Below are 23,455 nucleotides of genomic sequence, written 5' to 3' on the forward strand. Positions count from 1 at the left end.
GCCCGCGGCCTCAGATCCTCACGTCAGCTGCCCCCAGGGGTCGGCGATACGACCCGGACACACTACCCGAAACACGACCGACGGGCAACGTCCCGGGCGCGATGGGCGGCCACGTTGACCCGGTTCGCGCAGGTCAGCGAGCAGAACCGGCGCCGCCCGTTACGCGAGGTGTCCACATAGACGGTCTCGCACCCCGTCCGGTCGCACCGCCCGAGCCGCCGCCCGTCGGAGAAGCACACGGCCATGGCCAGCCCGCCCGCGGTGGTGTCCTTGGCCCTGGAGACGATGTCGGCCTCGGCGGAGAAGAAGTGCAGGTGGGGTTCGAGGCCGTCATGGGTGCTGATGTGCGGCCTGGACGCGGTGATCTCCAGCAGCTCGTTGATCAGCCGCACCTGGACGCCGAGGTCGGGCTCCCCGAAGACGGGAGCCAGCCGGCGCGCCCAGGCCGCCAGCTCCGCCGCCTGGGCCGGGGTGACGTCCGTGCGCCACATGGCGTTGGCCGTGAGCGTCTCCCGCACCGCGGCCGGGCTGAAGTCGCTCGCGTTGACCAGGGCCGCGGCGAGTTCGGCGCCGTTGCCGCCGTAAGTGTTGAAATGCACAAGGTCATTACATCAGGTTGGAGTCATGCATCCCGGAGAGCCGCACGACCCCTTCGCCCTGACCCTCGTCTCCTCCCACCGCACCTCCGAGGGCCTGGTCTCCTACCTGCGCTGTGCCTGCGGCGCGTGGGAGGTGCGCACGTCCAGGACGGCCGCGAGCGCCGGCCCGCCTCCGGCCGGCGGCAGGTCGATCACGGCCATCGACTGATCCGGCGCACTCGTCCTAGAGTCGGCGGCACACCCCTCAGGAGGTCAGGCATGTCCAGCATTCCCTCCCTGCTGCGCGACCGGATCGCGGCCACCCCCGACGCCGAGGCGTACCGGGTGCCGTCGGGCGAGGCGTGGACCTCCCTGTCGTGGAGCGAGGTCGGCGAGCGCGTCCGCGGACTGGCGCTGGGGCTGTCCGGGCTCGGCGCGGGGCCCGGCCGGCGCGTGTCGATCCTCTGCTCGACCAGGCTCGAATGGATCCTCGCCGACCTGGCCGTGCTCTCCACGGGCGCGGCCACCACCACCATCTACCCGTCGAACACGGCCGCCGAGTGCGCCTTCGTCATCACCGACTCCGGCAGCACGATCGTCATCGCCGAGGACGACGAGCAGGTGGCCAAGCTCAGGTCCGTGCAGAAGGAGCTGCCCGACGTCACGCGCGTGGTGGTCGTCGACGGCTCGGCGAGCGACGACGGCTGGGTGGTCACCCTCGACTCGGTCAGCCAGGGCGAGGGCGACGCGCCGGACGACTACGACGCCCTGGTGGACGCCATCGCCCAGGACGACCTGGCCACGCTCATCTACACCTCCGGCACCACCGGACGTCCCAAGGGCGTCGAGCTCACCCACGACAACTGGCTGTTCGCGGCCGGCTCGGTCCGCGAGATCGGCCTGCTGTCCCCCGCCGACCTGCACTTCCTGTGGCTGCCGCTGTCCCACTCGTTCGGCAAGCTGCTGGAGGTCGTGATGATCGACATCGGCGTGCCGACCGCGATCGACGGCCGCCTCGACCGCATCGCCGACAACCTGGGGGCGCTGCGCCCGACCGTGATGGCCGCCGCGCCGCGCATCTTCGAGAAGATCCACAACACGGTCGTCGCCACCGTGCGCCGCGAGGGCGGGGCCAAGCTGCGCATCTTCGAGTGGGCGCGGGAGACCGGCCTGCGGGTCAGCAGGGCGCGGCAGCGCGAGGCGGCCGTCCCGCTCACCACCCGGGTCGAGCACGCGCTGGCCGACCGGCTGGTCTTCGCCAAGCTGCGGGCGCGCTTCGGCGGCCGCATCCGCTTCTTCATCTCCGGGGCCGCGCCTCTGTCGCGGGACGTGGCCGAGTTCTTCGACGGCGCCGGCCTGACGATCCTGGAGGGGTACGGCCTGACCGAGTCGTCGGCGGGCAGCTTCCTCAACCGTCCCGAGTCGGTGCGGTTCGGCACGGTCGGCCCGCCGCTGCCGGGCACCGAGGTCCGCATCGCCGACGACGGCGAGATCCTCATCGGCGGGCGCGGCGTGATGCGCGGCTACCACGGCCTGCCCCAGGAGACGGCCGAGGCGCTGGCGGACGGCTGGCTGCACACCGGCGACATCGGCGAGCTCGACCAGGCCGGCCGGCTGCTGATCACCGACCGCAAGAAGGAGCTGATCAAGACCTCGGGCGGCAAGTACGTCGCCCCCACCTACCTGGAGGGCCGGATCAAGGCCGCCTGCCCGTTCGCCTCGCACGTCTTCGTGCACGGCGACCGCCGCAACTACGTGACGGCCCTGGTCACCCTCGACATGGACGTCGTGCGCCCGTGGGCCGAGGCCGAGTCGCTGCCGGCCGACCCCGAGGCGCTGTGCGGGCACCCGCGCATGCGCGAGGAGGTCGACAAGGCGATCCGGCAGGTCAACGCCGACCAGGCCAGCTACGCCACGGTCAAGAAGTTCGCGATCCTGGCCGGCGACTTCACCGTGGAGACCGGCGAGCTGACGCCCAGCCTCAAGATCAGGCGCAAGGCCGTCGAGGAACGCCACGCCGACGTCCTCGACGGCTTCTACGCCGACTGACGACGCCGTCAGTCCCGGCCGGAGGGCTTGCGGAACTGCTCGATCAGCGCCGTGTAGCCCTCGCCGCCGTGGCCCGCCGCGACGGCCCGGCCGGCCAGCTCCCTGATGAAGCGCGGCAGCGTGGCGTCCACGCCGTGCGACTCGCTCTCGTGCACGAGGTGGTCCATGGCGGCGACGTGCGTGTCGAGGGTCGAGTCGGTGGCCGGGTGCGCGCCCTCGTCGATCTGCCGCGCGTAGTCGGCCAGCCAGCCGGCCACGGTCTCGACGCCGTTCCGCGCGACCGGGGCGAACGCCGCCGCCTCCACCCCGGCGGCCCCGAGCAGCGCGGCGCCCTGGAGGAAGCCGTTGAGGATGTTCCACATGAGGCTCAGCACCCCGACGTCGTAGAGCGCCGACAGGCCGTGGTCCGCGCCGAGGTACGTCGTCGCGCCGCCGAGGCTGCGCAGGGCCGGCTCGTGCAGGTCGAAGGCCGATCGCGGGCCGCTGTAGAGCAGGGCGGCCGCCGGGGTGCCGATGGCGGCGGGGGTGGTCATGATCGCGCCGTCGAGGTAGGCGCCGCCGTGCCGGGCCACCCGCGCGGCGGTGTCGCGGGCCTCGGCGGAGGTGCCGGAGGTGAGGTTGACCAGCACCCGGCCGTCCAGGGCGGCGCCCAGCGGGTCGAGCACCTCGCGCACGGCGTCGTACCCGGTCAGGCAGACGACCACGAGCGGGGCGGCGCCCACGGCCTCCAGCGCCGACCCGGCCCGTACGGCGCCCTGCCCGGCCAGCCGGTCGGCCTTGGCCGCCGTACGGTTCCAGACGGTCGTCGGCCGGCCGTCGCGCAGGAACGCCCCGGCCAGCGCCTCCCCCATCAGCCCCAGGCCGAGGACGGTCACGGGGGTACGGCTTTCCTTCGTCATCACAGTCGCTCTCCCAAAGAGGTGGTTCAGCAGCTATGGAAGAATCGTCAACGTTCAGACCGGTATGAAGGTCAAGGGGGACGGCCGTGCTGATCGGTGACCTGAGCCGGCGGACCGGCGTCCGTCCGCACCAGTTGCGCTACTACGAGGCCCAGGGCCTGCTGGAGCCCAGCCGCCGCGCCAGCGGCTACCGCGAGTACGACGACGGGGCCGTGCTGACCGTGGCCCAGATCAGGAAGCTGCTCGACGCCGGGCTGTCGACCGAGGAGATCGCGTACCTGCTGCCCTGCGTCACGGGCCCCGACCCCGATCTGGTGCCCTGCCCCGAGCTGCTGGACACGCTGCGCGCCCGGCTGCGCGGCCTCGACGAGCAGATCGACACGCTCAGCCGCTCCCGGCGCGCCCTGCGCGGCTACCTGGAGACCACCGAACGGCGCGCGCCGGCCGATGAGGCCGGCCGAGCCCCGGCGGGAGCGCGACCGGCGTGATCGGGCGCCGGGGAGGCGGTCAGCAGGACAGGTTGCCGCCGGGGGCGACGCCGAGGATCTGGGTGAAGCGCTGGTAGGCGTTGACCCGGCTCTGCACCTGGCCCGGGTTGCCGCCGTTGCACTCCAGGCTGCCGTTGATGCTGCGGATGGTCTCGCCGAAGCCGCGGCTGTTGACCATGGCGTCGTGCGGGGTCATGGTGCCGGGGCCGTTCTGGGTCATCCAGTACCACAGCGCGGTCTTCCAGGCCACGGACGCGTTCCGCTCCACCTGCCAGGGGTCGTTCAGCAGGTTGATGCCGAGGGCGTCGCCGGCGGCCTTGTAGTTGAAGTTCCAGCTCAGCTGGATGGGCCCGCGGCCGTAGTAGGCGGCCTGCCCGGCCGGGCAGCCGTAGGGCTGGGTCGCGTCGCAGTAGTGCGGGTAGTTCGCGGTGTTCTGCTCGACGATGTAGACCAGCCCGCCGGTCTCGTGGCTGACGTTGGCCAGGAAGGCGGCGGCCTCCTGCTTCCTGACGGTGGCCGAGCCGGTCCCGGCGAAGGCAGGGAAGGCGGCGATCGCCGTGGTCAGGCCGCTGTAGCTGTAGAAGGAGTTGCGGCCGGGGAACATCTGGTCGAACTGCGCCTGACTCACCACGAAGCCTCCCGGGTCCGGCGGGTCGGTGGGCGTGCCGCCGCCGTCGCACGCGTACGGGTCCCAGTACCAGGTGCTGATCACGGGGTCGTAGCCGGGATTGTCGTGCACGGCGATGTAATAGTTGCCGTCGGTGTATCGCACGATGCTGCCGGTGGCGTAGTACCGGCCGGCCACCCAGTTCGGGTGGTCGCAGCCGGGCGTGGGGGTGCCGCCGCCGCCGCAGGCGCCCTGGTCGGCCCAGACCGCGGCGGTGCCGGGGGTCTCGTTCTGCGTCCACCACCTGGCCGACCAGTTGTGGCCGCCGCGGGACACCACCGCGCCGCCGTTGTAGGCCGTCGAGGCGTTCCACGGCGTCGCGCACGTGGCCGCCCCGGCCGGCGGGGCCGGCACGACGGCCGACAGGACGCCCGCCACCAGCAGCGCGGCGGCGAACAGCGTCAGGCTCCGGCGCACCCCGATCACTTCCCTTCACGGAATCTCTTAAGAAAGTTTCCTAAGAGTTAGCGCGATGGTGGCACGCCGCCGAGGGCCCGGCAAGGCCCAAAGTCAAGCCCGCAGTCAGAGGACGCGCCTGGCCCCCGGCAACGACCGGACCGCGTACGCCAGCCCCCAGCACAACGGCAGCGACACCGCCAGCACGAGGGCGAACTTGACGACCGCCGCCGCGTGCAGCCCCCGCACCGCCCAGGCCACGGCGACCAGCACCAGCGGGTGGATGACGTAGACCGCGTAGGCGTTGCCGGCCAGGAACCTGCCGCGCGGCCCCTGCTCGGCGAACCGCTCCCTGAACAGCACCACCAGGCCGACGATCATGCCGACCGCGAACACGGACTCCCACAGCGCGTTGATCGCGACCGCGACCAGGCCCGTGGTCAGGGCCGCGGTCGCGGTGGCCGAGGATTATCTGCAGGCAGGCCATCCCGCAGGCGCGCTGGCATCAGCGCGCGTACTTCTGTCGGCTGTGGGCGCCTGAGCTGGGCCAGAGCGATCGCCGCTGGGGTGGGCCCCTGGTAGACGATCGCGGCGATCCGCTCCGGGCTCAAATGCTGCTGTAGGTGGTGCCGTCATGAAACGTCCGCCGCCTGTCCGCGCGCTCGACGTGCAGGCCCCACATCCGCAGATTCCCCCGCTACCCTCGGCGCGGCAGAGCAGCGACTGGAACACGGTCCAGGCGAGGTTGTCACCCCGCCGTCGCGCTGATCCGAGGTAGTTCAACATCCACCATCAAACTCCCCGGACGAAGTCACGCCTTCTTTAAATGATCTTCCGCTGATACCGTTCCGTCCCGAAATGCCAGATATGCGTGGCTCGCGACTCACAGCAGATGCGGGCCACTCGTGTGTAGACAGGAGTTTCAGTCAGTGGCACCAGGCAAGGGCCAGGCAGGTTTATTCCATCTCCCACTACCCCCTCGGCGGCGGCACCGCCTTCGAAGAGCTGCGGCAGTAGGCGTAGCGACCCTAGTCATCACCAGCCTCACCACCGTCCCTGCACGGGCGCAGGAGCCCACCCCCTCCCCTCCGGAGGAGGCGGCTCAGCAAAACCCGCGCCACGGGGGAACCCCGGTGGTCGACAAGGTTCTCGAAGCCGCGAAGGAGAAGGCCTCCAAGTCCGGCAAGCGAGTGAATATCCCCGAGCGCGACACCGAGACGACCACTCTGTACGCCAATCCCGACGGCAAGACGCTCCGCATGGAGATGTACCTGGAGCCGATCCGGGTCAAGAACGCCAACGGCGACGGCTTCACCCCCATCGACACCACCCTCGTCAAGGCAGACGGAGTCATCAGGCCCAAGTCGGCCAAGGGCGACCTGAGGCTGTCCGCCGGCGGCAACACCGCAGCGATCAAGAGCAAGAGTGGCGACATCACCGCTCAGATCGACGCCCCGCGCACTTTGCCCAAGCCCACGCTCAACGGCAGCACCGCTACGTACTCCTCCGCTTACGGCAAGGGCATCGACCTGCTCGTCACCGCCACCCCGACCGGATTCCGCCAGCAGATCGTCATCCGGGAGCGCCCCGCCGGCCCGGTCACGTTCCGCGTCCCTGTGGATCTGCCCAAGGGCATCTCCTTCGGCGAGAACACCAAGGGACAACCGACACTGAAGAGCGCCGACGGCAAGTACAGCCTCGACATCCGACCCGCGGCGCTGCTGGACGCGGTCGCGGCCGACGGGAACGCCGACCTTGGCGCGGTCAGAGTGGGCAGAGCACAGGTACGCCTGGACGGCTCGACGCTGGTATACAGCCCTGACCCGGCCTTCCTAGCCGACTCAGCAACGACGTACCCGGTGACCATGGCGGCCGTCGACGACGACTGGTATGAGTGCACTCTCGGCGGCGCCCCCTGCCCTGCCGGCGATCCCATGGACACCTACATCAATGACGTGGACCTCACCGACAGCTGGGACATGCACTACCGCGACCAGATGTGGGTCGGCAAGTCCTACGCCAGCAGCATCGCCAAGCGCTGGCGCGCCTACGTCCAGTTCCCGCTCCCCCCGGCCAGCGACCCGTTTTGGGGCTCCAGGATTCAGAACGCTGACCTGGTCTTGTGGAACTACCTGTCCAACGACTGCGGACTGTATGTCGGGTCCGGAATCACCGCCCGGCAGGTCACGTCGGACTGGGATCAGCTGACTCTGCAGTGGGGCGACCAGCCATCGGTCACCAATTTGGGCGCGGACACCGAGTACGGTGCCTACAGCCCCGACTGCTCCGGTTCGATGAACTACGAACACGACCTCATCCACTCGGTCAACAAGATCGTCCAGGCATGGGCGGGCGGGGAACCGAACTACGGGTTCCAGCTCACCGCTGGTGACGAATCCGAATTGCGGAACTGGCGTCGCTACCGTACCCGCGAGCAGACCAGCGGCTATCCCGCCCACGGTCCCAGGCTCACGGTCGACTTCGAGCCCGCGGAGCGTATCCGTGTCGTCTTCGAGACCCGAGAAGACCTGGCCACGTTCCCCACTTATGAGCAGGCCGTCGCATGGGAAACCTGGACCCCTGAAGAGACCGCTGCCCAGCCGGTATCGGAGACGCAGGCACGGGCCCTCGCCAACCACCGATACGACGAAGCCGGCACGGGAGTGACTCAGCTGCTGCCCTTGGAAGGGGAGAGCTTCGAAGACCCGCCCGAGGGGGACGGAGAGGACGGTACCCCTCCACGTGTCATCTCCACCTCACCAGCCGCGGAGTCCGCGGACGTTCCGCTGGACGCTACCGTGTCCGTGACGTTGAGCGAGGAGACAAGGGGCACCGAGCTCGTGGTCAAAGACGCCTCCGGCGCGGTGGTCAGCGGTTCGCTGTCCTCGTCGGTCGCGGAACCGAACGGGCAGACCACAGTGGTGTTCACGCCGGAACGGCCGCTTTCGCCTGGTGTCAGATACAACGCCGAGGCAAAAAGCGGTACGGATATCTGGGACAACATGATGGAGCCGCATTCCTGGTCCTTCACCACCGTCCTCAAGGCGGCAGGTCACTGGACCTTCGACGAAGGCGACGGCAACACCGCGGCGGACTCGTCAGGTCAGGGTCATGACGCGACCCTGACTAGGGGTGTTCAGTGGGTCGCTGGGAAGCGCGGAAACGCGGTCTCCAATGCGCCGTCGCAGGCCCGGATCGCCGCCTCCCGGGCGGCGATCAAACAGGGTAGGGCCGTCGCGGTTGCCGACGAGACGACCGCCACCAGCATCACCTACGCTCAGCCTGACGGGAAGACGTTCACGACCGAGGTCACGGCCGGTCCGGTGCGGATCCGGCAGGGCAACGCGTGGATGCCGATCGACAGCACTCTTGTGGAGCAGAGCGGGAAGCTGAGACCGAAGGCGATCGCCGAAGGCGCTCTGGTGGAGATTTCCGCGGGCGGTAGCGATGCGTTCGTGAAGATGACCGCTGATGGGAAGTCCTATGCCCTGCGCTGGCCGACGCCGCTTCCCAAGCCGACGGTCAAGGGCAATGTCGCCACCTACACTGACGCCGCCGGTGTCGGCGCCGACCTGGTGGTGACGGTGCTGCCGACCGGGTTCCGGCACGATGTGCTGCTGCGGCAGCGGCCATCCAAGCCCCTGGAACTGCGTATCGGCGTAGAAGATGACGGCCTGACCCTGAGTGAGGGCAGCGGCGGACGGCTGCTGCTCAAGGGCAAGGGCGGCAAGGTGATGGCTTCGGCGCCGCAGCCGCTGATGTGGGACGGTAGCGCCAAGGGACGTCTTCCGCTGGCCAAGCAGGCCAAGGTCGACACGGATGTGGTCACCAAGGACGGCCGCACCGAACTGGTGCTCAAGCCTGACCACTCGTTCCTGTCCGATCCGGCGACGATCTACCCCGTGCGGGTGGACCCGACGGTAACGGTCACGAGCAGCGAAGACATCACGGTCGCCACCACCAACACGTCGCCGGCCTATCCAAGCGGCACGACGATGATGACCGGTGTGCAGACTGGGGAGAAGCTGCGCTCGTATCTGCGATTCAACACCGGAAATCTTTCAGGGCAGACGGTGACTGACGCCAAACTGTCACTGTTCAACATGGACAGCTCCGCCTGTGGGACGTCGGTCAGTGACGGCTTGCAGATTCGCCGCGTGACCGGTCCATGGAACGTCAACAATCTGACCTGGACGAACAAGCCGGCAGCGACCACGGAAGACGCGCAGATCAACAAGGCCGGGTACGGCGTATCGTGTTCCAGCGGGCCTAAGCCGTTGGAGTGGAATCTCACCGGTATCGCTCAGGACTGGGCAGCTGGCGCCGCCAATCATGGTCTGGTTGTGCAGTCCCCGACCGAGAGCACGGCCATCAACTGGCGAGTCCTCACGGCTTCGGAAGACACCGATTTCAACCAGCCGCCCACACTGACCATCACCACGAGTGGGCCGGCCTCGCAGCCGGTCGTCTCCAACCTCGCCATCACGCCGGCGCAGAGCGTGAACGGCGTCACTGTGACCAGCTCACTCACTCCGCAACTGGCCGCGACCGTCGCCGACAGCGCGAGCGGTCGTCTCAACGGCGAGTTCGAGATCGAGCATGACCCGGCCGCGACCGGGCAGGGTAGTGGCCAGATCTGGGCCGGCGCATCGCCGGTGGTCACCTCCGGCGGCCAAGCCACAGTGAGCGTCCCCGCCGGCAAGCTGGCCGATGGCTGGAAGATCCGCTGGCGAGCTCGCGCGGCCAACGCCACCGCCACCACCTCGGCCTGGTCGGCCTGGCAGACGGCCACGGTCGATGTGCCCAACCCGACGGTCGGCGCCTTCCAGGTCACGCCCTCTCAGATGGTCAACGGCGTCACCGTGACCACGAGCCTGACCCCGGCCTTGCGTACCATGGTCACCGACCCGGCCGCGCAGCCGCTCAGGGCCGAGTTCGAGGTCGAACACGACCCGGCCGCGACCGGTCAGGGCACCGGCCAGATCTGGGTCGGCACTGTCGACAACGTCGCCTCTGGTACGCAAGCCTCGGTGACCGTCCCTGACGGGAAGCTGATCGATGGGTGGAAGGTGCGGTGGCGCGCCCGCGCCGTGAACACCGCCACCACCATCGGCTCGCCATGGTCGGACTGGCAGACCTTGACCGTCGACGTGCCGGAGCCGGTCTCCGAACCGGCCGTCGGCACGCTGCAGGTCACACCGTCCCAGCAGGTAGACGGCACCACCGTCACCCCCACCCTCACCCCTGCCCTGCTGGCCCAGGTGAGCGACCCTGCCGGGAAGCCCCTACGGGCTGAAGCCGAGATCGAGCACGACCCGGCCGCACCCGGCGGGCAGGGCACCGGCCAGATCTGGACCGGCAGCGCGGACAACGTCCCCGCCAACACTCAGGCGAATATCGTCGTCCCGGCGGGCACCCTGACCGACGGGTGGAAGGTGCGCTGGCGCGCCCGCGCCGTCTCGACCACCGCCGCCTCCGCCTGGTCGGACTGGCAGTCCTTCACCGTCAGCCTGCCTAAACCCGCCGCCACCGGCCTGATCATCACTCCGGCGTCCGTGGTCAACGGCGTCACGATAACCGACGTGCTCACCCCGGAGCTCAAGGCGACCGTCACCAACCCTGACGGGCAGCCGCTGCGGGCCGAGTTCGAGATCGAGCATGATCCTTCCGCGACCGGTCAAGGCACTGGCCAGATCTGGGCTCAGGCAGTGGACGGCGTCGCCTCCGGGACACAGGCGAGCGTGACGATTCCCGCCGGAAAGCTCACCGACGGATGGAAGATACGCTGGCGCGTCCGCGCCATGGCCGGCAGCCTCAGCTCTCCTTGGGCCGAATGGCAGCATGTCACCGTCGACGTCCGCCAGCCCGGGGAGAAGCCTCTAGCGGACACCGGCGAAACGGTTATCCAGACCAATGAGAGCTTCACCGTGTCAGCATGGCTGCGATGGGCGGACAAGGAAGGCGATTACACGGTCATCGAGCAGAGGGGCATCCACCAGGCTCCGTTCCGGCTGGGCAACACCCCCGATCACGGGCTGGTGTTCACCTTCACCAGCTCGGACGCGGGCGACGCGGCTGCCGAAGGTGTGCTGTCCGGTGTGGAGCCCCCGGTCGGCGAGTGGTTCCACCTCGCCGGCGTCTACGACGCCACGGCCAAGAGCGTAACGCTGTACTTGAACGGCCAGCCGATCAAGACTGAACCTCTCAGTTTCGTTCCCTGGCACGGCGTGCAGGGCATGACGCTGGGCACGCGCATCATCGGCGATCTCGACGACGTCCAGGTCTTCCAACGTGTGCTGCCCGCCGCCGACATCGCAGCGCTTCACAGCGGCGCGACGTCTCAGAGCCAGGAGCCGTCGCAAGCCGCCTCCCAGCCGCTCAGCCAAAAAGAGCCTGCAATGGTGACATCGGCGGCTACCGCAGGCTTCAACTATCATCACACGTCGCTCGAAGCGTGCATGCAGGCGCGGAGGACATCCACTCTCCCGTACGCCAGCTTCGGCTGGTGGGAGAACAAGAACAGCGACACGCCCTACAGTGCCTGCTGGAGCAAGTACATCGGCGTCGGCGAGTACAGCAAGGACCCGCTCAACCCGGAACGGGTCAAACCGGACGTCGAAGACGGCTTCGCCGTGGAAGTCGCCACCGTGTACCACTCTTACCTGGGCAATTCCACAGGCACGAATGTGGTGAACGGAGGCACCGGTGACATCAAACCACGCAACATTGCCCTGTGGACCAGGCTGCAGAACATCGCGGTATGGGAGAACGGCGATCGGGTGCCTCAGGCCAACCTGGGCAACTATCGCATCGGGCTGAAAGTCGAGTCCGGCGGTGAGGCCGGGTCAACATGCACGATGACTTCAGGCTCCAAGGAACGTGTCTCCACAGTGCCCCAGTGGCAGGCGACCTCGGACAACTATTTCCGGTTCGAGTCCCGCGACACGAATCTCACCGACACCGACAAGACCCACATGTGCGCGATCGCACCGTACCTCAAGAACACTCTTGCCGACTGGGACAGCGACGGTGAAGGAGACGAGAGGGACCAGACATACGGCAAGTTCCCGATCCCCCTTTGGCCCACCGGCGTGTTCGACAGTCTGGGCATCGACCACGGGAAGTATTTCGGCACCGCTCCAGTCGGAGGCGACAAGTACATGTGGAAGCCCACCTTCCGCTGCGACTCCTGGCGCGAAGGCGCCACGGACCCAGAAGGGGTCGCGGCGCTGGCGGCTGGCAACACCTACGGGATTCACGAGGGAGGATGCGTCGACCCTGGGGATGTCCCCGTCTTCGAGATGTCCAAGAAGGAGGCCAGGGACGCGGGCAAGCCGATGGACGAAGTGGTAGACCACATCGCTGCGGCGTTGAATCCCCAGACCAACGCTCTGACGGAGCCACCGCTCCTCAAGAACGGCGTCCGGCAACCGAAGAACATTCCCGGCAATGCCGATGCGGCAAGGAACACGCCCGCTGGGACAGTTCTGACACGTACAAGAGACGCTGACCTCAAGAAGGCGAACCGGGAGACGTTCGGTGCCCCGGTCACCATAGACGGGGTGAGGTACCCCGACGGGCTCTGCCAGGTCTACTTCCAGTACCCCGGATACACCTCCTACAAGCAGACCGGCCGGCAATGCGATGAATACCCGTTCGCCAGCACGCGACAGGGTGCGTCCAACGCCAACGGCCACTACTCCATCCGAGCAGTGGACGGAACCCAGAACCGCAATCACGGGTTCATCTGGCTCAACCAGTTCTATTCACGCAATCGCGTAGTGAACGAGCATGATCCGTTCCTGGTACGCGTCATGCCGGAATAGAGATGTTAGGAGGCTGGGCGGCTCGCGGCCCCGCGAGTCGCCCAGCCCCTCGCGCCGCCACCCATCCCATCCGAAGAACGAAGGAAACATGTCCGGAAATACCTGGGACATCGTCCGGGCTAAAGGGCTGGAAGATTACTTCCTCAGCATATGGATCGACTGTCCCGACGAAGAAGCAGTGGCGCGGAGGCTCGGTGCCAAAGCCATATCGCGCAGCGATTTCTCCTCAGCAATGCAGGGTTACCCCTTCGGCTCTGGGGACGAGCCTGAGGAAACGCTGTGGGTGGGACGCCACGGCCCGCATTGGACACATGTCCTGCAGATCAGCGGAAACTATGCCGCCTACCCCACCCTCCACTCCAGCCTAACCAGAGGTGGCGGGCGACTGCTGTTCATGTGCGTTACTGAAGTGGAGGGAATCGAAGATCTCGTGTTGGTGGAGAACGCCCGGAGAACAGATGACATCCACGCGTTTAACCATACGCCGGCGCAACCTGATGGCCTGTTCGCGCGCAACATGGCGGGCCTGTCATTCGAAGGGCGGCCGGGGACCCAGGAGGACGCCTATCTCACGATCATCGGCCGCATTACCGGCACGCCTCTAACCGAAGAATGGTTCGACAGAAGTCATCTCCTGTGCCGCGTTCCCCTTGGCATCTGGTAAACACAGGCCTGCTGCGGGATCAGACCTCGGCGGAGATGGGTCCCGTTAACGAACATGTCACCAGCCCCAAACGAGCGCTTTCTCCCACGTCGGAACCCTCGTCATACCAAAGCGGCGGTAGTTTCGTCGTGATCGCAGAGCATCCGCCGGACGGTGGCCGGGGCAGGGGGCCTGGCCCTTCTTGCCGCGGATCATGACCAGACGGGCGGCGATGTCGCGCAAGCTGACCCCTTGGGAACGTAGATGCAGGGCCATCGACAGCATGGTCCCGTCGGTGACAGCGGCGCCGCCGATGTGCTTGCCTCGGGTGCGGGTCGATTCGTGGCCTTCCAGGGTGCGGTCGCGGATGTACTCGCGTTCCATATCCGACAGGGTGGCCAGCACGGTGAAGACGATTCCGGACGGGCCGTGGCTGCCCTGCAGCTAGCGGGACAGGAACTCCGGGCCGGATGCCTGCGGCGCGCAGCTGTTGGCCAGGGGGCCAGTTCGAGGCCGCGGCCCAGGCGTTTGTGCTCGTGCACGACCAGGGTGACCGCCAGGTCGGAGGACCGCATCTCCGTGGCCAGGCGAGGGCGCGCTCGAGTCCGGGGCGGCCGGTGGCGCGGGTGGAGATCGTCTCGGCGAAGACCCGGGGAGACGCCGGCGGCCTTGAGCGTGTCGAGCGACTGGCGGACGGTGGAGGCGCGGGCGTAGCCGATGCGCGCGTGTCCGGCCGGTTCGGTGCCAGCTGGGGCGGGGCGCGGCATGGCCTTCCACATCGCGCCGGGCTTGCGCACCGCCGGGACCGTCACGGCCAGGGATTTGGCCAGGTCGGGCACCAGCCGGAAGCGCGCGGCCGCCCACCTTGCCGCGGCCGGTATATAGCAGGACGAGTCGGCCGGGGCACCGCAGGCGGTGTTTTCATAAGTGACCGCTCAGGAAACCGCACCATCGGCGCGTGCTGTCTCATTAGGACGGTGCATCCTCATCTCCCAGACGTCTGGTCCTCTCCAAAAAGTTGCTGGCCACGGAGACCGCATGGGCATCCTCCAACTGGTTGAAGATGGTGATGGCGTTCTGGAGGACGGTGATCGCCTCATCAAACCGCTCCACCTCTTGCAGCGCGATCCCGAGGTTGTTCAGCGCCTGTCCTTCGCCGTACCGGTTCCCCAGCTCTCGGCAAATGGCAGCGGCGTCCTGGTGAGCGGTGATCGCCTCCTCGAACCGCTGGGCCCCCTGCAGCGCGAGCCCCAGGTTGTTCAACGCCCAGGCTTCGCGGTGCCAGTCGTCCAACTCCTGGCAGATGGCCAAGTCCTGCTGGTGGACGGTGATCGCCTCATCAAACCGCTCCACCTCTTGCAGCGCGAGCCCGAGGTTGTTCAACGCCATGCCTTCGCCGTGCCGGTCGCCCAGCTCCTGGCAAATGGCGGCGGCGTCCTGGCAGGCGGTGATCGCCTCCTCGAACCGTCGTACCTGACGCAGCGCGAGCCCGAGGTTGTTCAGCGCCATGCCTTCGCGGTGCCGGTCGCCCAGCTCCCGGCAGATGGCCAAGTCCTGCTGGTGGACGGTGATTGCCTCCTCGAACTTCCGCGCCTCCTGCAGCGCGATTCCGAGGTTGTTCAGCACCAAGGCTTCGCCGTGCCGGTCGCCCAGCTCCTGGCAAATGGCGGCGGCGTCCTGGTGAGCGGTGATTGCCTCCTCGAACCGCCGCACCTCCCGCAGCGCGAGCCCGAGGTTGTTCAGCGCCTGTCCTTCGCCGTGCCGGTCGCCCAGCTCCTGGCAAATGGCGGCGGCGTCCTGGCAGGCGGTGATCGCCTCCTCGAACCGCCGCACCTCCCGCAGCGCGAGCCCGAGGTTGATCAACGCCACGTCTTCGCCGTGCCGGTCGCCCAGCTCCTGGCAAATGGCGGCGGCGTCCTGGTGAGCGATGATTGCCTCCTCGAACCGCCGCGCCTGCTGCAGGGCGATCCCGAGGTTGTTCAGCACCAAGGCTTCGCCGCGCCGGTCGCCCAGCTCCCGGATGGCGGTCAAGGCGATGTCCGCCACGGTGAGCAGGTCGCCTAAGTGCCGTCGCCAGGATCCGGCCCCTGAGCAGCAACCAATCGGTCAGTGGCGGTAGCGAGCTGATGTCGGCGGACCTACCGCCATCCAGCGGCCCGTTGTGGGTGAGCAGCAACATGGCGGTGGATTGAGTAACTGTTCGGCTACTTTCGGTTTGTTGTGGGCGGGCTGGCCGTACTTTGCGGCTTATGCCGGTGGTGGAGTTCCTTACCGATGACGAAGCGTCCGCGTACGGCCGATACGCAGAAGTGCCATCGCGCGCGGACCTGGAGCGGGTGTTCTTCCTCGATGACGAGGACCGGGAGCTGATCGAGCGCCGCCGCGGCGAGCACATGAAGCTCGGCTTCAGCCTTCAACTCGTCACCGTTCGCTGGATCGGGGCATTCCTGGAGGACCCCCTGGACGTGCCGACCGCGGTCCTCGACTTCGTGTCCGAACAGCTGGGCATCAATGATCCCTCGTGCGTGAAGAAGTACACCGAGCGGACCAAGACGCGATTCGACCACCAGTGGGAGATCCGGCGGGTGTACGGCCTGAAGGAGTTCGGGACCGTCGAAGCGGGTCTGCGAGCGTGGGTGGAGGCCAGATCCTGGACCACGGGGGACGGACCGAAGGCGATCTTTCTTGACGCGGTGAGCTGGCTGCGGGAACGCGATGTGCTCCTGCCCGGGGTTACGACGCTGGCGCGGCTGGTCACCAACGTCCGCGATGAGACGACCCGGCGGCTGTGGGGTGTCCTGGAAGGGCTGCTGACCGTGGGCCAGCGCTATGTGCTGGACCAGCTGCTGGAGGTTCCCGCCGGGATCACGGATCTCCGACCTGGAGCGCTGGCGCAAGGGCCCGGTCCCGCGCGGGTCCGGGCCGACGCTGATCAAAGCACTGGAGCAGGTCGCCGAGGTCGCGGGATTGGGCATGACGGACCTGGAGGCCGACCGCCTGGTGCCGCCGCGCCGGCTGGTGGAGCTGGCCAAATACGGGATGAGCGCGGACGCCTCGCAGATCCGCCGTCACCGCGATGGCCGCCGTCTGGCGACGCTGCTGGCCACGGTGGCGTTCCTGGAGGCCAAGTCGGTCGACGACACCCTGGAACTGCTGGACCTGCTGATGACCACCGAGCTGCTGAACAAGGCGCAGACCGCCGCGGACAAGGAGAAGATCCGCAAGCACCCGAAGCTGGCCAAGGCCTCGGCGCGGGCGGCAGCAACACCACGGTCGCCACGCCCGCGACGACGAACCCGGCCCGCCCGGCCCGCCCGGGCAGCGCCTCGAACCAGCCGCGCCGGAAGGCGACCACGCCGGCCGCGAACATCGCCGCGTACTGCGGCAGGAAGTAGGGCGTGGGCAGCCCGAGCACCGGCACGTACGTGCCCTGCGGCACCGGGATCCGCCACAGGAGCGTGGCCGCCGCCAGCCCGAGGGTGAACAGCACGACCCCCTTGAGGCTCGGCGCCCCACCCCTCTCCGCGCCGGCCCGTTGCCCGCCGGCACGCCGCCACCACGCATAGAGCAGGGCGAAGACGATCAGCACCTCGACGAACCACATCGGCCCCGGGTCCCACGAGACGATGTACCACTTCCAGAACGGCATGCCGTGCTCGCCGATCGTGAGCAGCGGCCGCAGCAGCAGGAGGAAGACCAGCAGCGGCACCCCGAGCCTGACCAGCCGGTCGCGGACGAACGCGCGCCCGCCCTTGCGGTCGTGGGAGCCGGGGGTGAAGAAGCCGGAGACGAGGAAGAAGAACCCCATGAAGAACGCCTGGTCGAAGACCACCAGGATGTCCAGCGCCGTCCCGGAGGGGTCGGCGGCCGGCTCGGTGTAGTACCACAGCGGGATGTTGCCGTACGTGACGGCGACGTGATGGGCGACGACCAGCGCGGTCAGCAGCACGCGCAGGTTGTCGACGGCCAAGAGTCTGGTGCCGGTCTCGGTCTTCATCGCCTGCATGCCCTCTCGAACAGGTCGGCCAGCTCCGCGGCGTGCGCGTCGAGGTCGTGGTCGGGGTTCGCCACCCAGTAGGCGAACATGTCGTCGATGGCGGAGAAGTGGGTGATGGCCATGACGCGGCGGTCGAACTCGCGGAACTCGCCGCTGGACTGGCCGTAGGCGTAGATCTGCTCCATCAGCTGGTAGAGCTCGTCGTTGGCGTTGACGCCGTAGCGCGGCTCCCCGTCGGCGGTGCGCAGGTTGTAGAAGATCTCGCCGAGGGCCTTGAGCCGGGTGCGGTGGTCGCGCATGTGCCCGGCGACGGCGAGGATGTGCGTGCGCACCATGGCGGTGGGGCCTTCGACGCCCTCCATCCGCGCCATGACGTGTGCGGCGATCTCGCCGTAGACGCTGTTGACCACCTCCTCCATCAGCTCTTCCTTGCCGGCGAAGTGGTAGGAGATGACGCCCTTGCTGATGCCCGCGTGCTGGGCGATGCGCGCCAGCGACGCCTGACCGAACCCGACCTCGGCGATCACCTCCACGGCCGAGGCGATGATCTGCGCCCGCCTGGCCTCCTCGATGAACGAGCGCGCCTTCTGGCCGCTCGACTGATTTTCTGACCGCATGGCCAAAATCTAGCACAGGCGGCCAGAAACGCGAGTGGGTCAGGGGTCGCACAGGGGTCGCACAGGGGTCGGAAACCGCGAGAGGGCAGGGATCGCGAGAGGTCAGGGACCGCGCCGGGGTCAGGCATCGCGCCGGGGTCAGGACAGGCGGTCGCGGTAGATCTCTCTGGCCTGGTCCAGCAGGGCGACGTGGTCGGCGAGCTGGCCGGGGGCGGTCAGGCGGGCGTGCGACCTGATCAGCTCCTCCAGCAGGTCCAGCCACTCCAGGCACCAGCGCACGTCGTCCGGCCTGGCCACCCGGCGGCCGGCCAGGTCCACGTAGACGGGGCTGGTCAGGGCGTAGCCGGTGCCGGTCATGGTGCGCGGGTGGGGGTCGCAGACGACCTCGGCCAGCACGTACGTCGGCTCGTCCACGCGCAGGTCGGCCGTCACGGTCAGGCGCTCCTCGCCGTCCGGGCGCCGTTCGCCCGCCGGGCGCCGTTCGCCGTCCGGGAGCCGCTCGCCGGCCGGGAGCCGTTCCGCGCCCGCGCGGACGCCCTCGGCCGTGCGGACGCGCACGGCGGCCACCTCCGGGCCGATCGCGGTGGCGGTGACCCGGACGAGGTCGCCGGGGCGGGCGTCGATGACGTGGCCGGGGCCGTGCCCGTCCACCGTCAGCTCCAGCCACGGGCCGGTGGTGGCGAACGTGCGGCCCGCCCGTACGGCGTCGGCGAACGCGCGGGCGGTCAGCTCGCCCTCCACCCGCGCGTAGACGCGGGCCCAGCCGGGCGGGTTGGACTGGTTGTCCGAACGCGTGAAGGAGATCATCGAGTCGGTCCCGGCGGTGACGGCGAGCCGGTTGCCGGCGCCGATCAGCCGCCGGTAGACGGCCGCCGTGGACGGGATCGAGGCGTGGGTGAGCACGTCGAGGCTGTCCACCAGGCCGAGCGCGGCGTCGGCGACCAGCTCGCGGGCCGCGCAGTTGCGCGGCGCCGGGGAGACGACGGCCCTGGGCGGATCGCCGTCGGCGAGCGGCGTGGCGAAGGGGTGGCTGTAGCCGAGGACCGCGCCGAGGCCGCGCAGCTCGCGCAGCCCCTCGGCGTTCGGCGGCCAGTCGGCGTCGCCGGCGAACCCGGTGTGGAACCGGCCCGGCGCGCGCTCCGGGGCGAAGGCGTAGACGTGGCCGAGCAGATCGTTGCGGTACTCGACGCCCATGCGGGCCAGGTGGGTGGCGTCGGACCAGGGCAGGTCCTCCCCCGCCCAGTGGTCGAGGGCCTCCCGGTCGTAGACGCGCGGCCCTGAGACGTTCCCGGCGAGCAGGTTGAGCACGTGCAGGTCCTCGCCGAGCTGGGCGGCGGCCGCGTCGGCGGGCAGGCCCACCAGGTCGCCGGCCCAGTTGAGGTGGACGTGCAGGTCTCCGCCGTACCAGCCGCGGGCGGCGGCGTCGTAGAGGCGTTCCGGGGTGAGCCGGACCACGCGTTCCTCGCCCGGGGCCAGGGTGACGTCCAGGGCGGACTCGGTGTACTCCATGCCCCGGGTGACGGTGATCGTCAGCGGTTCGGCCGGGACGTCGAGGGTGCGGCCGTCACCGTGGAAGTAGGGCCTGCCGTGGTAGTCGTGCCGGGCCGGGACGCCGGGCGGGTACCAGCCGCGGCCGTCCCGGGATGCGACGCTCCACCGGCACGGCTCCCCCGCCACCAGCGTGAGCCGTGCGGCGGGGACCGGGCGCAGCAGGGGATCGAGCCGGACGCGCTGTCCGTCGGCCATGATCACGCTGCCGACGTCGGCCTCGACCAGCCAGGCGCCGTGGGGGGCCAGCTCGCGGCGGGCGTCGTCCACGCTGACCGGGCAGGGGGTGTCGCGGGAGGAGTCGACGAGCAGGAAGATCTTCTCCGCACCGCGCCCGGAGGGCGGCGGCGGCGCCTCAACGGCCGTCGCGGGCCGGGCGTCCGCCACCGGCACCGCGCCCACCCCGCGCGGGCCCGAGTGCGGCTCTCCCGGGGTCAGGACGGTGATCGGCGCTCCGCGCAGCTCGATCCGGTCGGGGCCGACGCGCAGCGCGGTCAGGTGCGGCGGCAGCTCGCCGGCGAGGGCGTCGCGCAGCACCCGGTCGTAGTCGGGCTCGGCGAGGTGGGCGGCCAGCCGGTCGATCGGCTGCCCCGGGTGCAGCCGCGCGGCCTCCTCGAAGGCCAGGCGCCAGAACGTGCCGAACAGCGAGGGCGGCAGCACCCTGCGCCGGGCGAAGAACTTCACGTAGTGGATCTCCGGCTCGCCCCAGGTGATGCCGTGCCCGGCCAGCAGGCGACCGTACTCCTCCAGGGCCTCCGCGACCGTTCCGGGCAGCATCGGTTCCGCACACATCTGCGCTTCTCCCCACGTCGGTTGCGCGACATCGTGACATGTCCCGCTCAAGCCGTCGGATCGGAGATGACGCTGTGGATAGGGATATTTCTCCCCCGGGCGCAAGTCTGTTCCTCCGGGGAGTGGAGAGCTCCCGGCGCCCGCCGCCGGACGTCAGAGCCGCTTGAACAGCCACAGCCGGACGTCAGAGCCACTCGAACAGCCACGGCCGGACGTCAGGGCCGCTTGAACACCGACAGCAGGCGGTCGGCGGCGAGCACGGGGGTGAGCTCCCCCGCCAGCACCTCCCGCTCGACCTCCGCCGTGATCGCCGCCACCTCGGGGTCGTGGCGCAGCTCGGCGAGCAGGCGGTCGCGGACCAGCGTCCAGGTCCACTGGACCTGCTGACGGCGGCGCTTGGCGGCCAGGTCCAGCGAGTCCTGATGGGCCAGAATGCGCCGCCACAGCTCCTCCAGGCCGTCGCCGGTGAGCCCGCTGCACGTCAGGACGGGCGGCGGCCCGGCGTCCGAGCGGAGCATGCGCAGCGCTCCGGCCAGCTCCCTGGCCGCCTTCCTGGCCGCGAGCTCGTACTCGCCGTCGGCCTTGTTGACCGCGATCACGTCGGCCAGCTCCAGCACGCCCTTCTTGATCCCCTGGAGCTGGTCACCGGTACGGGCCAGGGTGAGCAGCAGGAACGTGTCCACCATGTCGGCCACGGCGGTCTCCGACTGCCCGACCCCGACGGTCTCGACCAGCACCACGTCGAACCCGGCGGCCTCCACCACGACCATGGCCTCCCTGGTCGCCTTCGTGACGCCGCCGAGCGTGCCGGAGGTCGGCGACGGGCGGATGAACGCGGCCGGATCGACCGACAGCCGGGCCATCCGGGTCTTGTCGCCGAGGATGCTGCCGCCCGTCCTGGTCGAGGAGGGGTCGACGGCCAGCACGGCCACCCGGTGCCCCTGGCCGGTGAGGTACGTGCCGAGCGCGTCGATGAAGGTGGACTTGCCCACTCCGGGCACGCCCGAGACGCCGACCCGGCGGGCCCGGCCGGACAGCGGGGTGAGCTCGACGAGCAGCCGCTGGGCCAGCGCCATGTGGTCCGGTCTGGTCGACTCGACCAGGGTGATCGCGCGGGCGATCCACGTACGGGAGCCTGCCCGTACGCCTTGGGCGTAGTCCTCCAGCGAGCGCACGCGGTTCACCCCTTTCTTCTCATTGATCAGCCTAACTTCTGACAAGTCCGGTTATTTGCCAGTAAGGTGCTGGAGTTCTGATCACAGCCGTCACAGGAGTCACTCCCCTCATGCCCAACGTCGAACCCCTCCGCGAGGGCGACCCGGCGGCGGTGGGACCCTACCGGCTGGCCGGGAGGCTCGGCGCGGGCGGCCACGGTGTCGTCTACCTCGCCCGCGGACGCGACGGCGGACCGGTGGCCGTCAAGGTGCTCGCCGAGGGCGTCACCGCCGGTGAGCCGTTCGCCAGGGAGATCGCCGCCGCCCGTGCCGTGGAGCCGTCCTGCGTCGCGCGGGTGCTGGACGCCTCGGTCAGGGGCCGGCCGTACGTCGTCACCGAGTACGTGGACGGGCCCTCCCTCCAGGACACCGGCGCCCTGCGCGGCGCGGACGAGCTGCGGCGGCTGGCGGTGACGACCGCGACGGCCCTGGCCGAGGCGCACCGGGCGGGCGTCGCGCACCGCGACTTCAAGCCGTCCAACGTGCTGCTCGGGCCGGACGGTCCGCGGGTGACCGACCTCGGCGTCTCGGCGGCGTTCGGGACGGGGGTGAGCGCGACCGGCGCCATCACGGGCACGCCCGCGTACATGGCGCCCGAGCAGCTCTCGGGACGGGAGGCGGGCGCGCCCGCGGACGTGTTCGCGTGGGCGTCGGTGATCGTCTTCGCGGCGACGGGGATGCCGCCGTTCGGCGAGGACTCGCTGCCGGCGGTGATCAACCGCATCCTGCACGACGAACCCCGCACCGGCGACCTGCCGCAACCACTGCTCGGCGTGGTCCTCGCCTGCCTGGCCAAGGACCCCGCCCGCCGCCCGCCCATGGCCGACGTCCTCCGCCACCTGCCCACCATCCCCGCCCCCACCTCCGGCCCCTCCCCCCACCCGGCACCCGCCGGCCCCTCGCCTCGCCCGGCACCCGCCGGAACACCGACCCGCCCGGCACCCGCCGGGGCGCCGTCTCGCCCCGCACCCGCCGCAGGGCCGGGGGTCGCGTCGGGGACCACCGGACTGCGTCTGGTCGCGGGCACGCCGCCCCTCCCCCACGGAGGACCGCCGGCCCCACAGGTCCCGGCCCCACAGGTCCCGGCCCCACAGGTCCCCGCCCCGCAGGCCGCCACGCCGGGAACCGCGCCCAAGGTCAAGGTGCGGCGGCGGGTGAAGACGGCGATGGTGGCCGGGGTCTCCGGGGTGTCCGTGCTGGTGCTGTCGGGCGCGATCGTGTGGCTCACTCCCTCGACGCCCACGCCCAAGGCGACCCACGTGGCCGACGTGACCACCGCCCCCACCCCCGCGCCCACCCCCGGCACCGCGACCTCCCCCACCCGACGCCCACGACACACCCGCACACCGGTCCCCGGGCCGCAGGACGAGAGCACCTCCGGCGCCACCCCGGCCCCCGACCGCCTCACCCTGGCCTCCCTGCGCCCGTCCGGCGGCACCAGGAACGGCGACTGCTGGAACGGCACGGTACGGCTCCAGGCGGCGGTGACCAGGACCGGCGACCCGGTCACCCTCCGGTACACCTGGATCGTCGACGGCACGGTCACCACCCGCTCCTCGGCCACCGTCGCCGAGGACGCCCCCCGCCACCTGACCTCGCCGACCGCGCTGACGACCGCCGGCCCCCACAGCGTCACGCTGCGGATCACCGCGCCGGTCACCCGTCAGCGCACCGTCGCCGTCACCATCTGCGACGACGCCCCCTGACCCGGGCGAGCCGCCCGAAGGGTCACGGGCGGCCG

At 69.7% G+C, this 23,455-nt stretch carries 16 protein-coding genes and 1 pseudogene; 7 read left to right on the forward strand and 10 right to left on the reverse strand.

The window, feature by feature from the left end:
• Positions 1-62 precede the first annotated feature (62 nt).
• Positions 63-599, reverse strand: coding sequence for a CGNR zinc finger domain-containing protein (locus tag AB0C33_RS28225; RefSeq protein ID WP_358293235.1), 537 nt, complete (start codon positions 597-599; stop codon positions 63-65).
• A gap of 25 nt (positions 600-624) precedes the next feature.
• On the opposite strand from AB0C33_RS28225, the gene AB0C33_RS28230 reads away from it, so the two are divergent.
• Both AB0C33_RS28230 and AB0C33_RS28235 read left to right on the forward strand, forming a co-directional pair.
• On the forward strand, positions 625-807 hold the full coding sequence (locus AB0C33_RS28230; protein WP_358293237.1) for a hypothetical protein: 183 nt from the start codon (positions 625-627) through the stop codon (positions 805-807).
• A 50-nt stretch (positions 808-857) separates the two neighbouring features.
• Entirely contained in the window at positions 858-2,627 is a 1,770-nt protein-coding gene (locus tag AB0C33_RS28235) for a long-chain fatty acid--CoA ligase (RefSeq protein ID WP_358293239.1), read from the forward strand.
• Positions 2,628-2,635: 8 nt separating this feature from the next.
• Here AB0C33_RS28235 and AB0C33_RS28240 read toward each other — a convergent pair whose 3' ends face one another.
• Positions 2,636-3,526, reverse strand: coding sequence for an NAD(P)-binding domain-containing protein (locus tag AB0C33_RS28240; protein WP_358293241.1), 891 nt, complete (start codon positions 3,524-3,526; stop codon positions 2,636-2,638).
• Positions 3,527-3,612: 86 nt separating this feature from the next.
• Here AB0C33_RS28240 and AB0C33_RS28245 point away from each other — a divergent pair, with 86 nt between their 5' ends.
• Positions 3,613-4,014, forward strand: coding sequence for a MerR family transcriptional regulator (locus AB0C33_RS28245; RefSeq protein ID WP_358293243.1), 402 nt, complete (start codon positions 3,613-3,615; stop codon positions 4,012-4,014).
• A 19-nt stretch (positions 4,015-4,033) separates the two neighbouring features.
• On the opposite strand, the gene AB0C33_RS28250 is transcribed toward AB0C33_RS28245, so the two are convergent.
• Positions 4,034-5,098 carry a glycoside hydrolase family 19 protein gene (locus AB0C33_RS28250; RefSeq protein WP_358293245.1) on the reverse strand — a complete coding sequence of 355 codons (1,065 nt, stop codon included), beginning with the start codon at positions 5,096-5,098 and terminating at the stop codon, positions 4,034-4,036.
• Positions 5,099-5,203: 105 nt separating this feature from the next.
• Complete coding sequence (locus AB0C33_RS28255) at positions 5,204-5,473, reverse strand: hypothetical protein (protein ID WP_358293246.1); 270 nt, start codon at positions 5,471-5,473, stop codon at positions 5,204-5,206.
• Between the two features lie 737 nt (positions 5,474-6,210).
• Between AB0C33_RS28255 and AB0C33_RS28260 the strand changes: the two genes are divergently transcribed.
• Positions 6,211-12,903 (forward strand): DNRLRE domain-containing protein, encoded by a 6,693-nt coding sequence (locus tag AB0C33_RS28260; protein WP_358293248.1) that lies wholly within the window; start codon positions 6,211-6,213, stop codon positions 12,901-12,903.
• Positions 12,904-12,991: 88 nt separating this feature from the next.
• The gene (locus tag AB0C33_RS28265) at positions 12,992-13,567 is read left to right on the forward strand and encodes a hypothetical protein (RefSeq protein ID WP_358293250.1); all 576 of its coding nucleotides are present in this window, start codon (positions 12,992-12,994) and stop codon (positions 13,565-13,567) included.
• Between the two features lie 57 nt (positions 13,568-13,624).
• Here AB0C33_RS28265 and AB0C33_RS28270 read toward each other — a convergent pair whose 3' ends face one another.
• Complete coding sequence (locus tag AB0C33_RS28270; RefSeq protein ID WP_358293252.1) at positions 13,625-13,951, reverse strand: hypothetical protein; 327 nt, start codon at positions 13,949-13,951, stop codon at positions 13,625-13,627.
• Positions 13,952-14,515: 564 nt separating this feature from the next.
• Positions 14,516-15,592: a tetratricopeptide repeat protein gene (locus tag AB0C33_RS28275; RefSeq protein ID WP_358293254.1), complete on the reverse strand. Its 1,077-nt coding sequence runs from the start codon at positions 15,590-15,592 to the stop codon at positions 14,516-14,518.
• 203 nt (positions 15,593-15,795) lie between these two features.
• Between AB0C33_RS28275 and AB0C33_RS28280 the strand changes: the two are divergent.
• Positions 15,796-16,248 (forward strand): annotated as a pseudogene (locus tag AB0C33_RS28280) (DUF4158 domain-containing protein); the annotation flags it as partial.
• 230 nt (positions 16,249-16,478) lie between these two features.
• Here AB0C33_RS28280 and AB0C33_RS28285 read toward each other — a convergent pair.
• From AB0C33_RS28285 to meaB, 4 genes are all read right to left on the reverse strand, one after another.
• A complete protein-coding gene (locus AB0C33_RS28285) occupies positions 16,479-17,543 on the reverse strand; it encodes an acyltransferase (protein ID WP_358293256.1) in 1,065 nt (354 codons plus the stop codon).
• The gene (locus AB0C33_RS28290) at positions 17,540-18,160 is read right to left on the reverse strand and encodes a TetR/AcrR family transcriptional regulator (RefSeq protein ID WP_358293258.1); all 621 of its coding nucleotides are present in this window, start codon (positions 18,158-18,160) and stop codon (positions 17,540-17,542) included. The genes AB0C33_RS28285 and AB0C33_RS28290 overlap by 4 nt, the downstream gene beginning before the upstream one ends.
• Positions 18,161-18,298: 138 nt before the next feature.
• Positions 18,299-20,500 (reverse strand): CehA/McbA family metallohydrolase, encoded by a 2,202-nt coding sequence (locus AB0C33_RS28295; RefSeq protein ID WP_358293259.1) that lies wholly within the window; start codon positions 20,498-20,500, stop codon positions 18,299-18,301.
• Between the two features lie 215 nt (positions 20,501-20,715).
• Positions 20,716-21,684: a methylmalonyl Co-A mutase-associated GTPase MeaB gene (gene meaB, locus AB0C33_RS28300; protein ID WP_358293260.1), complete on the reverse strand. Its 969-nt coding sequence runs from the start codon at positions 21,682-21,684 to the stop codon at positions 20,716-20,718.
• A gap of 101 nt (positions 21,685-21,785) precedes the next feature.
• Here meaB and AB0C33_RS28305 point away from each other — a divergent pair, with 101 nt between their 5' ends.
• Positions 21,786-23,420 (forward strand): protein kinase, encoded by a 1,635-nt coding sequence (locus AB0C33_RS28305; RefSeq protein WP_358293261.1) that lies wholly within the window; start codon positions 21,786-21,788, stop codon positions 23,418-23,420.
• The last annotated feature ends 35 nt before the right edge of the window (positions 23,421-23,455 follow it).

Origin of the sequence: Nonomuraea sp. NPDC048881 (assembly GCF_040649795.1) — a bacterium.
In the GTDB taxonomy this organism is placed as follows: Bacteria; Actinomycetota; Actinomycetes; order Streptosporangiales; family Streptosporangiaceae; genus Nonomuraea.

What these genes read in the sequence shown, in the direction of transcription:
- AB0C33_RS28230 (WP_358293237.1), top strand. Translation starts at nt 625, where the DNA reads ATGCATCCCGGAGAGCCGCACGACCCCTTCGCCCTGACCCTCGTCTCC.
- AB0C33_RS28235 (WP_358293239.1), top strand. Translation starts at nt 858, where the DNA reads ATGTCCAGCATTCCCTCCCTGCTGCGCGACCGGATCGCGGCCACCCCC.
- AB0C33_RS28240 (WP_358293241.1), bottom strand. Translation starts at nt 3,526, where the DNA reads ATGACGAAGGAAAGCCGTACCCCCGTGACCGTCCTCGGCCTGGGGCTG.
- AB0C33_RS28265 (WP_358293250.1), top strand. Translation starts at nt 12,992, where the DNA reads ATGTCCGGAAATACCTGGGACATCGTCCGGGCTAAAGGGCTGGAAGAT.
- AB0C33_RS28285 (WP_358293256.1), bottom strand. Translation starts at nt 17,543, where the DNA reads ATGAAGACCGAGACCGGCACCAGACTCTTGGCCGTCGACAACCTGCGC.
- AB0C33_RS28290 (WP_358293258.1), bottom strand. Translation starts at nt 18,160, where the DNA reads ATGCGGTCAGAAAATCAGTCGAGCGGCCAGAAGGCGCGCTCGTTCATC.
- AB0C33_RS28295 (WP_358293259.1), bottom strand. Translation starts at nt 20,500, where the DNA reads ATGTGTGCGGAACCGATGCTGCCCGGAACGGTCGCGGAGGCCCTGGAG.
- AB0C33_RS28305 (WP_358293261.1), top strand. Translation starts at nt 21,786, where the DNA reads ATGCCCAACGTCGAACCCCTCCGCGAGGGCGACCCGGCGGCGGTGGGA.